Below are 13,785 nucleotides of genomic sequence, written 5' to 3'. Positions count from 1 at the left end.
GCGGTCGGCGGCGGTCACCGGCCGGCTGAGCCGCTGCCACAGCTGCGGGTCCCGGACCGCGGGCCGCCCGGGCCCGGGGCGCGCAGATCGCCCGCGCCGTCACCGCCGGGGCCCGGTTCGCGCTGACCCGGCTGGCCGACTCGATGGTCGACGCGGCCGCCGCCCGTGACGAGATCGCCAGCGCCCGCGCCGCGCGGGAGGCCGAACTGCAGGAGGTACGCGGCGCGGCAAAGCGACTCGGGGCCGAGCTGGAGCGGCTGACCAGCGCCGTGCACCGCGACGAGGTGGCCCGCGCCGAGCAGCGGCTGCGCATCGAGCAGTTGGAGGCGAAGGCGGCCGAGGACTTCTCGCTGGATGTGGAGACCCTGCTCGCCGAGTACGGCCCGCACCAGCCGGTGCCGCCCACCCAGGCCCAGCTGGCGGCGGCCGCCGCCGACGGCAAACCGGAACCGCAGCCGGTGCCGTTCGACCGGGCCACCCAGGAGAAGCGCTCGGCAAAGGCGGAACGGGAGCTGGCCCTGCTCGGCAAGGTCAACCCGCTGGCGTTGGAGGAGTTCGCCGCGCTGGAGGAGCGGTACAAGTTCCTCTCCGACCAGTTGGAGGACCTGAAGGCGACCCGCAAAGACCTGCTCACCGTGGTCGCGGACGTGGACGACCGGATCCTGGAGGTCTTCTCCAGCGCGTACGCCGACACCGCGCGCGAGTTCGAGCAGGTGTTCACCGTGCTGTTCCCGGGTGGGGAGGGGCGGCTGGTGCTCACCGACCCGGACGACCTGCTGACCACCGGGGTGGAGGTGGAGGCCCGGCCACCGGGCAAGAAGATCAAGCGGCTGTCGCTGCTGTCCGGCGGGGAGCGGTCGTTGACCGCCGTCGCCATGCTGGTGGCCATCTTCCGGGCCCGGCCCAGCCCGTTCTACATCATGGACGAGGTGGAGGCGGCGCTGGACGACGTCAACCTCGGCCGGTTGATCACCCTGATGGCCCAGCTGCGGGACCGCAGCCAGCTGATCATCATCACCCACCAGAAGCGGACCATGGAGGTCGCCGACGCGCTGTACGGGGTCACCATGCGCAACGGTGTCACCCAGGTGATCAGCCAGCGGCTCAAGTCGGCCGACGAGTCGACGGCGTCGACCGTGCCGGGGCCGCCGGGGCCTACTGCGGTAGCCCCGCAGCCTGCTGAGGAGGCTGGGGCGTCGGCTGCGCCGCCGGATCGGTGAGCCGGCGGCGGGCCACCTCGCGCAGCGCGCCGTCGGTCGTCGTGCCCTCCAGCGTCACCTCGGCCGTCGCGCCGTCGTGCAGCAGCGTGCTGACCGCGTTGCCGAAGTACGGGCCGTCCAGCTTGCGCCAGCGCACCGACGGCCTCGGCAGTCCGGCGGAGCGGGCCAGCGCCCGCAGCGCCGCCGTCGGCCCCCGCCACCAGCCCAACCGCATCAACGGCCGCATCAGCGCCGGCACCTGGTTGTGGATCGGTGAGCAGGTGAGCTGGTGCACCGGGCTGGTCACCCGGCCGGGCAGGACGGCCCGCGCCACGTACGAGTGGTGCACGTCGCCGGAGAGCATGCTGATCGAGGCCGGCGGCGGGTGACCCGGCCCGGCGCCGACCCGGGCGAACAGTTGCCCGAGGTCGTCGAAGGAGCGTCGGAACGCGGCCCAGTGCTCCAGGTCCAGGGCCTGGCGCAGCCATTCCGATGCCGCCGCGACCCACCGCCGGGGCGACTCGGCCAGCCGTTCGTTCCACGACTCGAGGTGGTGGATGCCGGGCGGCATCAGCCAGGGCAGCGACGCGCCGACCACCAGATGGTCGTAGCGGCCACGGGCCCGGTCGGTGAACCAGGCCCACTCACCGGCCGGCAACATGCTGCGTGCCCCCGGCCGCAGTACCCGGCTGCACCGGTTGTCCAGCACGATCACCCGGGTCCGGCCGACGTCCAGCGAGAAGCTCCACTGGTACTGCACCTGCGACCAGCGCTGCGGGTCGTGCGCGACGTCCGCCTCGGCGTCCACCCGGGCGCCGAATTCCCGCAGCACATCGGTGGCGTCGTCGGCGGCGGTGACCGCCCGGAACACCGGGTCGGCGGCGACCTCGTCCGGGGCCAGGTTGCCCAGGTGCTGGTAGACCCAGTAGGAGGCGAGTCCGCTGCTGATCCGCTCCGGCCACCAGGGCTCGCCGCGCATCCGCGCCCGCCAGGCGGCCGAGGTGTTCCAGTCGTCGATCACCTCGTGGTCGTCGAAGATCATCAGGCTGGGAACGGTCGACAGCAACCAGCGGATCTCCGGGTCCCGCCACGACTCCAGGTACAGCCGGGTGTACTCGGGGAAGCTGACCACCTGGTCGGCTGGGGCACCTGGCGGCAGCCCACGATGTCGGCGCCGCCGCCGCAGGAACCGTCGGATCACCGGCGACGTCTCGTCGGCGTACACCTGATCGCCGAGCAGGAGCAGCAGGTCGGGCCAGTCGTCGCCGGCCGGGTCCAGGCCGGCCAGCCGCCGGGCGTACGCGTCGAGCGCGTCCGGCGGCAACCGCCGGGCAGTGGAATGCTGGGTGGTCTCCCGGCAGGAACCGAAGATCAACCGTACCGGCTGGGTACCGTCGTCGGCCCGCCGGGTCCGGATCACACTGCCCGGGTACGGCGAGTCCGGTTCCGGCCAGACCCGCCGCTCGTCGAGGAAGACCTCGTAGCGGTGGCTGGAGCCGGGGGTCAGCCCGTCGACCACCACGAGCGCGTAGTGGTGCCCGAACGCGCTGAAGGTGCGGGCCGTGCCCGCCGCCGTGCCCCCCGCCGCGACCCGTACCGTGGCCGGCGCGTCGGTCTCCACCCAGACGGTGGCCTGCCCGCCGACCACCCGCCGCAGCAACGGTCCGATCAGTAGCCGGGGGCCGGCCGCCGGTCGGAGCTGCGGGTCCGGTCCACCGGCGGTTGTGCCGTCGGTCACCGGTGGCCCCTGCCGAACTGGTGTGCAGACATGGTCGACCTTTCGCCGGGGACGCGGGACGGCCTCTTTTCTACCCCGCCTGCAGGCCTGTCACCCAGCTCCGCGACCGGTACCTGTGGGGTGTGGTCGCCGGACGGCGACACGGTATCTGGGGGTGTGGTCGCCGGACGGCGACACTGTACCGGGGGGTGGGTGTCACCGATGGGTGCGGTGGGCGGGACGCGGTCGCGGCCATCTGTCAGGATTTCCGCATGGATTACCTCGTCCTCGCCGCGATCCTGCTCGGTGTGCTGCTGCTCGCCGGTCTCGGGCTGGTGGTGCCCCGGCTGCGCCGCCAGCCACCGCTGCCGCCGGCACCGCCGACCCCGCTCGGCGGCGAGCAGCCGCAGGAGCGCCCACCGGCCGACGCCGACGGTGATCGGCCGGTCGGCATCGCCGTCGAGGACCGCCCGGTCGCGCCACCGGCTGAACCGGAGCAGGCACCCGCGGAGCCGGTGGCGCCGGCCCCGCCGACCCTGGAACGTCCGGAACCCACCGCCGGGCGGCTGGTCCGGCTGCGGACCCGGCTGTCCCGGTCGCAGGGTCTGCTCGGCAAGGGGCTGCTGAATCTGCTGTCCCGGGACCGGCTGGACGAGGAGGTCTGGGAGGAGATCGAGGAGAGCCTGATCACCGCGGACGTCGGCATCGAGCCGACCCGGGAGATCGTCGACCGGCTGCGGGAGCGCACCCGGGTGCTCGGCACCCGCAGCGCCACCGAGCTGCGGACGTTGCTCACCGAGGAGCTGGTCGCCGCGCTGGACCCGCAGCTCGACCGGGCGTTGAACACCGGCGGCGAGCCGAGCGTGGTGCTGGTCGTCGGGGTCAACGGAGCCGGTAAGACCACCACCTGCGGCAAAATCGCCCGGGTGCTGGTCGCCGATGGCCGTACGGTACTGCTGGGCGCCGCCGACACGTTCCGGGCCGCCGCAGCCGACCAGTTGACCACCTGGGCCTCCCGGGTCGGTGCCGAGGTGGTCCGCGGCCCGGAGGGCGCGGATCCGGCCAGTGTCGCCTTCGACGCGGTGAAGCGGGGCATCGACACCAAGGTCGACGCGGTGCTGATCGACACCGCCGGCCGGCTGCAGAACAAGATCGGTCTGATGGACGAGCTCGGCAAGGTCAAGCGGGTGGTGAGCAAGCACGGTCCGGTGCACGAGACACTGCTCGTGCTGGATGCCACCACCGGGCAGAATGGGTTGGAGCAGGCCCGGGTGTTCACTGAGGCGGTGGAGGTGACCGGGGTGGTGCTGACCAAACTCGACGGCACCGCCAAGGGCGGTATCGTCATCGCGGTGCAGCGCAAGCTCGGCATTCCGGTCAAACTGGTCGGTCTCGGCGAAGGTCCGGACGACCTCGCCCCGTTCGATCCGGCGCAGTTCGTCGACGCCCTGATGGGCGCCGATCCACGTGGAATGGATGCGTAGCCTCGGGTGACGTACCGCAATCAGGAGCCACGTCTCGGGAGACCGTACGTGACCCAGCAGGAGATCCCGCTGCGCGGCGGCAACGTCAGCACCGTGGTGCGGGTCGGAGACACCGTCCGGCGCAACGTCGGCCCGTGGACCCCCTCGGTGCACGCGTTGCTGCGGCATCTGGAGTACGTCGGGTTCACCGGCTCGCCCCGGGCACTCGGCATGGACGAACGCAACCGTGAGGTCCTCTCCTACGTCGAGGGGGAGTGCGGCGAGTATCCGCTGGCGCCGCACTGGGTCAGCGACGAGGCGCTGGTCACCGTCGCGACCATGTTGCGGATGTTCCACGACGCCCAGTACGGGTTCAACCCGCCGCGCAGCGCGGTCTGGCGTTCGTTCGGCCCGCCGCCGCCGGACACCGAGGTGATCTGCCACCACGACGCGGCCCCGCACAACGTGATCTGGCGTCCGGACGGCACCCTCGCCCTGATCGACTTCGACCTGGCGTCGCCGGGGGCGCGGATCTACGACGTCGCGTACGCCGCGTGGACCTGGGTGCCGCTCTTCTCCGACCGGGACTCCTACACGCTGGGCTGGCGGCACCCGGACCGGCCGCGTCGGCTGCGGCTGTTCGCCGACGCGTACGGGCTGATCCCCCGCGACCGGCACCGGCTGGTCCGGACCATCCGCAAGCGGGTCGTCGACCATGTGGAGGGGATTCGGCGGATGGCCGCCGCCGGTGATCCGGCGTTCGTCCGGATCGTGCACAAGGGCCATCTCCGCCGGCCGATGCGGGACCTGCGGCTGCTCGACTACGAACGGCACATCCTGGAGTACGCGTTGCGCTGACGGGCGGTGGGTACGCGTTGCGCTGATCGGCGGCGGGCCGGGCCGGCAGCGGCCCGGGTACGGGTGACGAGTTCTGTCGTCTTCTGGACAGCCGGCGGTGGCTATTCGGTTGATATGACCCTGCCTGATCTGGCGATAGTGAAGTGTTCTTCACATGTTGGAAACAACCCGTCACGTGTTGGAAACGGCACGGGCACCCTGCGTGAAACAGCTGCCCAGCAAGCTTCGCGCAACCGGCGAGCGGGCGATGCTGCCTCTTGGAGCCGGTTATGTTTCCAACTGAGAGGAGGCAGCGTGCCGGAACTAGATTCTGGTGCCACCGCCTGGATTTTGACTTCAGCCGCCCTGGTGTTGCTCATGACGCCCGGATTGGCGCTGTTCTATGGTGGCATGACGCGGTCCAAGTCCGTGCTCAACATGATGATGATGAGCTTCGGCGCGATCGGCCTGGTCAGCCTGCTGTGGGTCTTCTACGGCTACAGCATCGCCTTCGGCACCGACGTCGGCGGCGTCACCGGTGACCTCTCCATGGCCGGCCTGCGCGGCATGCTCGAGTCGGGCAGCGAGGGCGGCATCCCGGACCTGCTGTTCGTCGTCTTCCAGATGATGTTCGCGATCATCACCGTCGCACTGATCAGCGGTGCGATCGCGGACCGGGCGAAGTTCGGCGCCTGGCTGCTCTTCGCCGGCCTGTGGGCCACCCTGGTCTACTTCCCGGTCGCGCACTGGGTCTGGGGCGGTGGCTGGATCTTCGAGCTCGGCGTCCTCGACTTCGCCGGTGGCACCGCGGTGCACATCAACGCCGGTGCTGCGGCGCTCGCGCTGGCCCTGGTGCTCGGCAAGCGGGTCGGCTGGCCGAAGGACAAGTTCAAGCCGCACAACCTGCCGATGGTGCTGCTCGGCGCCGGCCTGCTGTGGTTCGGCTGGTTCGGCTTCAACGCCGGCTCGGCGGTCGCCGCCGACGGCACCGCCGCGGTCGCCTTCATCAACACCCAGGTGGCCACCGCAGCCGCCGTGCTGGGCTGGATCGTCGTCGAGTGGTTCCGCGACGGCAAGCCGACCACCCTCGGCGCCGCCTCCGGTGCGATTGCCGGTCTGGTCGCCATCACCCCGGCCTGTGCCTTCCTGGAACCGCTCGGGGCGATCGCGCTCGGCATCATCGCCGGTGCCGTCTGCGCCCTGGCGGTCGGCCTGAAGTACAAGCTCGGATACGACGACTCGCTCGACGTGGTCGCCGTGCACATGATCGGCGGCATCATCGGTTCGCTGCTGATCGGCTTCCTGGCCGTCGAGGTGCTCGCCGGAGAGGGCAACGCCGGACTCATCTACGGCGGTGGCATCGACCTGCTCGGTCTGCAGGCGCTCGGTGTGGTCGCGGTGCTGGTCTACTCGTTCGTCGTCGCCTACATCATCGGCTTCGCGATCGACAAGACCATCGGCTTCCGGGCCAGCGCAGACGCCGAGGTCGAGGGCATCGACACCGCCGAGCACGCGGAGACGGCGTACGAGTTCAGCAGCACCTCGGGTGGTGGCTTCGCCGCCGCCGGCATGGGGAAGGCGCCCGCCGGTTCGGGCGAGTCCGCTCCGGTCAGCGAGAAGGTCGCCGGATAACGTTCCCTGATGGAGGGGTTAGACATGAAGCTGGTGACCGCGGTCATCAAGCCGTACCAGCTCGACGCGGTCAAGGAGGCCCTGCACGCCCTCGGCGTCGCTGGCCTGACCGTGAGCGAGGTCCAGGGGTACGGACGTCAGAAGGGCCACACCGAGGTGTACCGGGGCGCCGAGTACACCGTCGAGTTCCTGCCGAAGATCCGGATCGAAGTGCTGACCGACGAGATCGACGTCGAGAAGGTCGTCGACGCGGTCGTCACGGCGGCCCGCACCGGAAAGATCGGCGACGGCAAGGTCTGGGTGACTGCCGTCGAGGACGTCATCCGGGTCCGCACCGGTGAGCGCGGTCTCGACGCGCTCTGAGTCGGCGAGCCAACCGAACCGGTAGGGAGAACACATGACCGACGGAGTCGGGGTCCGGCAGCGTTTCGCGGCCGGCCCCGGCCCGTCGCTGTCCGACGGCATCGGTGCCGCCGCCCGCGTGGACCGGGCGGCGGCACTCGATGTCTGGCTGACCTCGCTGATGCCGGCCGGGCTGACCGGTATCGCCCTGGTGGCGGTCGGTGGACTCGGCCGGCTGCAGTGCTCCCCGTACAGCGATCTCGACCTGGTGCTGCTCCATCGTGGCGTCGCAGGGATGGACGAGATCGCCGCCCGCCTCTGGTACCCGATCTGGGACGCCCGCCTCGGGCTGGACCACTCGGTGCGTACCCTGCCGGAGGCGCTGTCCGTCGCCCACGACGACGTCAAGGTCGCGCTCGGCCTGCTCGACGCCCGGCACGTCGCCGGCGACCGGGAGCTCACCGCCGAGTTGCAGTCCGCCGCGACCGACCAGTGGCGGCGCACCGCCGTCCGCCAGTTGCCGGCGCTGCGCGAGGTCACCGAGGCCCGCTGGCGTACCCACGGCGAGCTGGCCTTCCTGCTGGAAGGCGATCTGAAGGAGGCCGCCGGCGGGCTGCGCGACGTTGGGATCCTGCGCGGCATCGCGCTGGCCGGCATCGCCGACAGCATGCGCCCGGCCGCCCGCGCGGCCCACCTGCGGCTGCTGGACACCCGCGACGCGCTGCACGTCGCCGTCGGCCGGCGGGTCGACCGGCTGGTGGCCCAGGAGCGCGCCACCGTCGCCGGCCTGCTCGACCTGGACGACCCGGACACCCTGCTGCGCCGGGTCGCCTCCGACGCGCGCACCATCACCCACGCCCTCGACGACGCCTGGCGCAGCGCCGAACGGTTGCGCTCGGGCCGGCGGCGCGGCGGCGGCCCGCCGGTGCGCCGGCCGGTGGCCCGCGACGTGGTCGAGCACGACGGTGAGCTGGTCCTCGCCCGGACCGCGATCGGCGCCCGCCCGGACCCCAGCCTGTCGCTGCGGGTCGCCGCGGCCGCCGCCACCAGCCGGCTGCCGATTGCCCGGGCGACCTGCGAGTGGCTCGCCGCGTACTGCCCGCCGCTGCCGGCACCGTGGCCGGACGCGGCCCGGGCCGCGCTGATCACCCTGCTCGGCGCCGGTCCCGGTCTGGTGCCCACCTGGGAGACCTGCGACCGGTACGGGTTGGTGGACGGCTGGCTGCCGGAGTGGCCCCGGATGCGTAGCCTGCCGCAGCACAACCCGGTGCACCGGTTCACCCTGGACCGGCACCTCGTCCAGGCGGCACAGGAGGCGACCGCGTTCACCCGTGAGGTGGACCGGCCCGATCTGCTGCTGCTCGGCGCATTCCTGCACGACGTGGGCAAGGGGCTGCCCGGCGACCACAGCACGGTCGGCGCGCCGGTGGCGGTGCGGATCGCCGCCCGGATCGGGCTGCCGCCGGCCGACGTCGACATGATCGGCAAGCTGGTCCGGCTGCACCTGCTGCTGCCGGAGGTGGCCACCCGGCGTGACCTCAGCGACCCGGTGACGATCTCGCAGGTCGCGGCTGCGGTGGGCGACACCACCACGCTCGGCCTGCTGCACGGGCTGGCCCGCGCGGACGCCCTGGCGACCGGCCCGGCGGCCTGGTCGGACTGGAAGGGGCGGCTGATCGCCGAACTGGTCCGCCGGGTGCACACCGCGCTGGACACCGGGGCGCTGCCCGAGCCGCCGCGACCCGATCCGGCGCTGGTGGCGGGTCCGCTGCCAGCGGTACACATCGACGGTGACGACCGGGTCGCGGTGGCCGCCGCGGACCGGCACGGCCTGCTCGCCGCGGTTGCCGGCTGCCTGGCCCTGCACCGGCTGGACGTGCTGACCGCCGACGCCTCCACGGTCGACGGGCGGGCGTTGGTCGAGTTCCGGGTCCAGCCCCGGTACGGCACCCCGCCGGACACCATCGCGCTCACCGCCGACCTGCGGCGGGCGGTCACCGGTGACGTGTCGGTCACCCAGCGGCTGCGGGGCCGGGCGCTCGCCGCCCGCCGGACCGGGGCCGACCCTCGGGTGGTGTGGCACCGGGAGGCCGCCACCGACGCGGTGGTGCTGGAGTTGCGGGCGGCCGACTCGGCCGGCCTGCTCTACCGGGTGACCAGCGCGCTCGACGAGGCCGGCGCCCAGGTGCGGGCGGCCCGGATCTCCACCCTGGGCGGCGACGTGGTCGACGCCTTCTACCTGGTGGGTGCCGGCCCGGACGACGCCGAGCGGGCCCGACTGGAAGCTGCGGTGCTGGCCGCCGCCGGATGACCGGGCGGCGCAGTGGCGGACGCGGGCGCTGGAGTGGCGGAAGCGGGCGATGCGGGCGGCGGCTAGGCTTGCCAGGTCGGGCGGAGTCACGTCCCGACACCGCCGTGAGTTGCCCTGCCGGATCGACATACAGGATGTTGCGTCGTGTTTGACACTTTGAGTGATCGACTGTCCGGGATCTTCGGCAAGCTCCGGGGCAAGGGTCGGCTCACCGACGCCGACATCGACGCGACCGCCCGGGAGATCCGGCTGGCGCTGCTGGAGGCGGACGTCGCGCTGCCGGTGGTGAAGGCGTTCATCGGTCGGGTCAAGGAGCGCGCCCGCGGCTCCGAGGTCTCCCAGGCGCTCAACCCGGCCCAGCAGGTCATCAAGATCGTGCACGAGGAGCTGGTCGGGGTCCTCGGCGGCGAGCAGCGCCGGCTCCGGTTCGCCAAGCAGCCGCCGACGGTGATCATGCTGGCCGGGCTGCAGGGTTCCGGCAAGACCACCCTCGCCGGCAAACTGTCCAACTGGCTCAAGGCGCAGGGGCACCAGCCGCTGCTGGTCGCCGCCGACCTGCAACGTCCGAACGCGGTCGGCCAGCTGCAGGTCCTCGGCGGGCGGGCCGGGGTCGAGGTCTTCGCCCCGGAGCCCGGTAACGGGGTCGGCGACCCGGTGGCCGTCGCGAAGGCGTCGATCGAGCACGCCCGCCGGTCGGCGCGCGACGTCGTCATCGTCGACACCGCCGGCCGGCTCGGCATCGACGCCGAGATGATGGCCCAGGCCGCCGCGATCCGCGACGCGGTCGACCCGGACGAGGTCATCTTCGTCATCGACGCGATGGTCGGGCAGGACGCAGTCCGTACCGCCGAGGCGTTCCGCGACGGCGTCGGCATCACCGGCGTGGTGCTGTCCAAGCTCGACGGCGACGCGCGCGGCGGTGCGGCGTTGTCCGTCCGGCAGGTCACCGGCGAACCGATCCTGTTCGCCTCCACCGGTGAGAAGCTGTCCGACTTCGACGTCTTCCACCCGGACCGGATGGCCAGCCGGATTCTCGGCATGGGCGACATGCTCACTCTGATCGAGCAGGCCGAGCAGGCCTTCGACGCCGATCAGAAGGAGAAGATGACCGCCAAGCTGATGGGCGGCGAGCAGTTCACCCTGGAGGACTTCCTCGACCAGCTCATCGCGGTGCGCCGGATGGGGCCGATCGCCAACGTGCTGGCCATGATGCCCGGCATGGGGCAGATGAAGGACCAGCTGGCCGAGGTCGACGACAGGCACTTCGACAAGGTCACCGCGATCATCCGCTCGATGACGCCGGGCGAGCGGACCAATCCGAAGATCATCAACGGTTCGCGCCGGGCCCGGATCGCCAACGGCTCCGGGGTCACCGTGATGGACGTCAACCAGCTGCTCAACCGCTTCGCCGAGGCGCAGAAGATGATGAAGCAGATGGGTGGGATGATGGGTCTGCCCGGTGGCGGGCGGCGCAAGGCGACCAAGTCGCCGAAGAACAAGCGCAAGGGAAACAAGGGCGGCAACCGTGGCGGCGGTGCCCGCCAGCGCGGCGGCGGCGGGGTGCCGGCCGGCTTCCCGGGCGGCATGCCGCAGCTGCCGCCCGGCCTCGACCCGAACGCGCTGGGCGGCGGCGACGGTCTGCCGCCCGGCTTCAAGCTTCCCAAGATCGACTTCAACAAGTTGAACAAGCGGGAGAAGGGCTGAGCGCCGTCGACCCCGCGCCCGTGCCGCTGCACGTCCGCGGGGTCGTGCTGCCAGAGGACCGGACCCGGGATCTGTGGCTGGTCGGCGACCGGGTGACGCTGCACCCGGTGCCCGGCGCGACCACCGTGGTCGACGGTGGCTTCATCCTGCCCGGTCTGGTCGACGCGCACTGCCACATCGGCATCGCCCGGGGCGGGACGCCGATCGGCTCGCTCGACGACGCCCGGCGGCTGGCCGGCGTCGACCGGGACGCCGGAGTGCTGGCGCTGCGCGACGCCGGGTCGCCGTACCCCTATCCACAGCTCGACGACGAACCGGACCTGCCCCGGCTGGCCCGCGCCGGCCGGCACGTCGCGCCGCCCCGGCGCTACCTGCGCGACATCGGCGTCGAGGTGCCGGCGGAGCAACTGTCCGACACGGTGACCGAGCAGGCCAGGGCGGGCAACGGCTGGGTCAAGCTGGTCGGCGACTGGATCGAGCGGTCCGCAGGGGACCTCGCCCCGGCCTGGTCGGCGGAGGCGATGACCGACGCCATCGCCACCGCCCACCGGGCCGGTGCCCGGGTCGCCGCGCACACCTTCGACGAGGAGGCGGTACAAATCCTGGTCCGGGCCGGGGTCGACTCGGTCGAGCACGGCACCGGGCTGAGTCCCGACCTGATCGACGAGATGGCCCGCCAGCGGACCGCGCTGATCCCGACGATGATCAACATCGCGACGTTCGGCGGGATCGCCGACCGGGCCCGGGAGAAGTTCCCCCGGTACGCCGCCCACATGATCAGCCTGCGGGACAGGTTCCCCGAGGTGGTACGCGCCGCGCACGAAGCCGGCGTACCGATCTTCGTCGGCACCGACGCCGGTGGCGGTATTGCCCATGGCCGAGCCGCCGACGAGATGCTGAGCCTGCACACCGAGGCCGGCATGCCGGCCGAGGCGGTGCTGGCCGCCGCCTCCTGGGGCGCCCGGGACTGGCTCGGCTTCCCTGGCCTGGTCGAGGGCGGGCTCGCCGACCTGGTCGTGTACCCGGCGGACCCGCGTGCCGACCTGCGGGTGGTCCGCGCACCCGAGCGGATCATCCTGCGCGGGCGGGTGCTGCGCTGACCCGTCACCGGCGGCGCATAGGATGTCCGGTCATGGCCCGCGTGCTCACACCTCGTGCGGAGGACTTCCCCCGCTGGTACCAGGATCTGATCGCCAAGGCGCAGCTCGCCGACAACGGACCGGTGCGCGGCACCATGGTGATCCGGCCGGCCGGGTACGCCATCTGGGAGCGGATGCAGTCCGAGATGGACAACCGGATCAAGGCAGCCGGTGCGGAGAACGCGTACTTCCCGCTGTTCATCCCGGAGAGCTACCTGCGCCGCGAGGCCGAGCACGTCGAGGGCTTCTCACCGGAGCTCGCGGTGGTCACCCACGGCGGCGGCAAGCAGCTCGCCGAGCCGGTGGTGGTCCGGCCGACCAGCGAGACGGTGATCGGCGAGTTCATGGCCAAGTGGGTCGACTCCTACCGGGACCTGCCGCTGCTGCTCAACCAGTGGGCCAACGTGGTGCGCTGGGAGCTGCGCCCCCGGGTGTTCCTGCGGACCAGCGAATTCCTCTGGCAGGAGGGGCACACCGCGCACGCCGACGAAGCCGACGCGCGGGCCTACGCCCGGCGGATCCTGCACGAGGTCTACCAGGACTTCATGGTCAACGTGCTCGGCATCCCGGTGCTGGTCGGGCGCAAGACCGCCCGGGAGCGCTTCGCCGGGGCCACCAGCACCTACACCCTCGAAGGGATGATGGCCGACGGCAAGGCGCTGCAGCTGGGCACCTCGCACGAGCTCGGGCAGAACTTCGCCCGCGCGTTCGACATCACCTACACCTCCGCCGAGCGGGCCGTCGAACACGCCTGGACCACCTCCTGGGGGGTCTCCACCCGGATGCTCGGCGGGCTGATCATGGTGCACGGCGACGACAACGGGCTGCGGGTGCCGCCCCGGCTGGCCCCGGTCCAGGCGTACGTCATGGTGGTCAAGGCCGGCGACGGGGTCGCCGAGGCGGCGGCCAAGCTGCGCGACGCGTTGCGTGACGCCGGTGTACGGGTCGGTCTGGACGACCGGGTGGACACGGCGTTCGGCCGCCGGGCCGTCGACGCCGAGCTCAAGGGATACCCGGTACGCGTCGAGGTCGGCCCGCGCGACCTGGCCGCCGGCAATGCGGTGTTGGTCCGGCGTACCGACGGGTCGAAGACCCCGGTGCCGGTCGCCGACGTGGTCGGCGCGGTCCGCGACGCCCTGGCCGCCGACCAGCAGCGGCTGTACGACCAGGCGCTGGCGCTACGTCAGGCGCGTACCGTCGAGGTCGGCAGCCTCGCTGACGCGGTCGCCGCCGCAGCGACCGGCTGGGCCCGGGTGCCGTGGTCGGTGGTGGGCCCGGCGGGCGAGGCCGAGGTCAACGCGCAGGGCGTCACCGTACGCTGCCTGCTGCGTCCGGACGGCTCGGTGCCCGACTCCGACGACGAGCCCGACCTGGTCGCGGTGCTGGCCCGCTCGTACTGACGCCCTGCCCTGTCGTCGGTGAGCGGCGCCGCCCGTCGGTG

At 72.2% G+C, this 13,785-nt stretch carries 9 protein-coding genes and 1 pseudogene; 9 read left to right on the top strand and 1 reads right to left on the bottom strand.

From position 1 onward, the window contains the following. Nucleotides 1-59: 59 nt before the first annotated feature. Nucleotides 60-1,220: pseudogene (locus ACFHWT_RS11160) on the top strand (chromosome segregation protein SMC); the annotation flags it as partial. On the opposite strand, the gene ACFHWT_RS11155 reads toward ACFHWT_RS11160, so the two are convergent. After that, the gene (locus tag ACFHWT_RS11155; RefSeq protein WP_416594531.1) at nucleotides 1,156-2,871 is read right to left on the bottom strand and encodes an alkaline phosphatase D family protein; all 1,716 of its coding nucleotides are present in this window, start codon (nucleotides 2,869-2,871) and stop codon (nucleotides 1,156-1,158) included. The pseudogene ACFHWT_RS11160 and the gene ACFHWT_RS11155 sit on opposite strands and share 65 nt — an antisense overlap. A gap of 317 nt (nucleotides 2,872-3,188) precedes the next feature. On the opposite strand from ACFHWT_RS11155, the gene ftsY reads away from it, so the two are divergent. The 8 genes from ftsY (at nucleotide 3,189) to proS (ending at nucleotide 13,744) form a co-directional block, all read left to right on the top strand. Then, a complete protein-coding gene (gene ftsY, locus ACFHWT_RS11150; RefSeq protein WP_416594527.1) occupies nucleotides 3,189-4,400 on the top strand; it encodes a signal recognition particle-docking protein FtsY in 1,212 nt (403 codons plus the stop codon). A 6-nt stretch (nucleotides 4,401-4,406) separates the two neighbouring features. Further along, nucleotides 4,407-5,237 carry an aminoglycoside phosphotransferase family protein gene (locus ACFHWT_RS11145; protein WP_199757471.1) on the top strand — a complete coding sequence of 277 codons (831 nt, stop codon included), beginning with the start codon at nucleotides 4,407-4,409 and terminating at the stop codon, nucleotides 5,235-5,237. Nucleotides 5,238-5,594: 357 nt separating this feature from the next. Next, nucleotides 5,595-6,848 carry an ammonium transporter gene (locus ACFHWT_RS11140; RefSeq protein WP_416594526.1) on the top strand — a complete coding sequence of 418 codons (1,254 nt, stop codon included), beginning with the start codon at nucleotides 5,595-5,597 and terminating at the stop codon, nucleotides 6,846-6,848. Between the two features lie 24 nt (nucleotides 6,849-6,872). Next, the gene (locus ACFHWT_RS11135) at nucleotides 6,873-7,211 is read left to right on the top strand and encodes a P-II family nitrogen regulator (RefSeq protein WP_199757473.1); all 339 of its coding nucleotides are present in this window, start codon (nucleotides 6,873-6,875) and stop codon (nucleotides 7,209-7,211) included. 34 nt (nucleotides 7,212-7,245) lie between these two features. After that, nucleotides 7,246-9,501, top strand: a complete 2,256-nt coding sequence (locus tag ACFHWT_RS11130; protein ID WP_416594525.1) for a [protein-PII] uridylyltransferase — start codon at nucleotides 7,246-7,248, stop codon at nucleotides 9,499-9,501. 144 nt (nucleotides 9,502-9,645) lie between these two features. Next, nucleotides 9,646-11,205 (top strand): signal recognition particle protein, encoded by a 1,560-nt coding sequence (gene ffh / locus ACFHWT_RS11125; RefSeq protein WP_416594524.1) that lies wholly within the window; start codon nucleotides 9,646-9,648, stop codon nucleotides 11,203-11,205. Nucleotides 11,206-11,225: 20 nt separating this feature from the next. Beyond that, the gene (locus ACFHWT_RS11120) at nucleotides 11,226-12,305 is read left to right on the top strand and encodes an amidohydrolase family protein (protein WP_416594523.1); all 1,080 of its coding nucleotides are present in this window, start codon (nucleotides 11,226-11,228) and stop codon (nucleotides 12,303-12,305) included. Between the two features lie 32 nt (nucleotides 12,306-12,337). Next, a complete protein-coding gene (proS, locus tag ACFHWT_RS11115; RefSeq protein ID WP_416594522.1) occupies nucleotides 12,338-13,744 on the top strand; it encodes a proline--tRNA ligase in 1,407 nt (468 codons plus the stop codon). Nucleotides 13,745-13,785: the final 41 nt, after the last annotated feature.

The sequence above is a fragment of the Micromonospora sp. LOL_021 genome, from assembly GCF_048060215.1.
Lineage (GTDB): Bacteria > Actinomycetota > Actinomycetes > Mycobacteriales > Micromonosporaceae > Micromonospora_E.
Note: the sequence above shows the minus strand (reverse complement) of the source record. Positions and strands in the feature narration are given on the sequence as shown.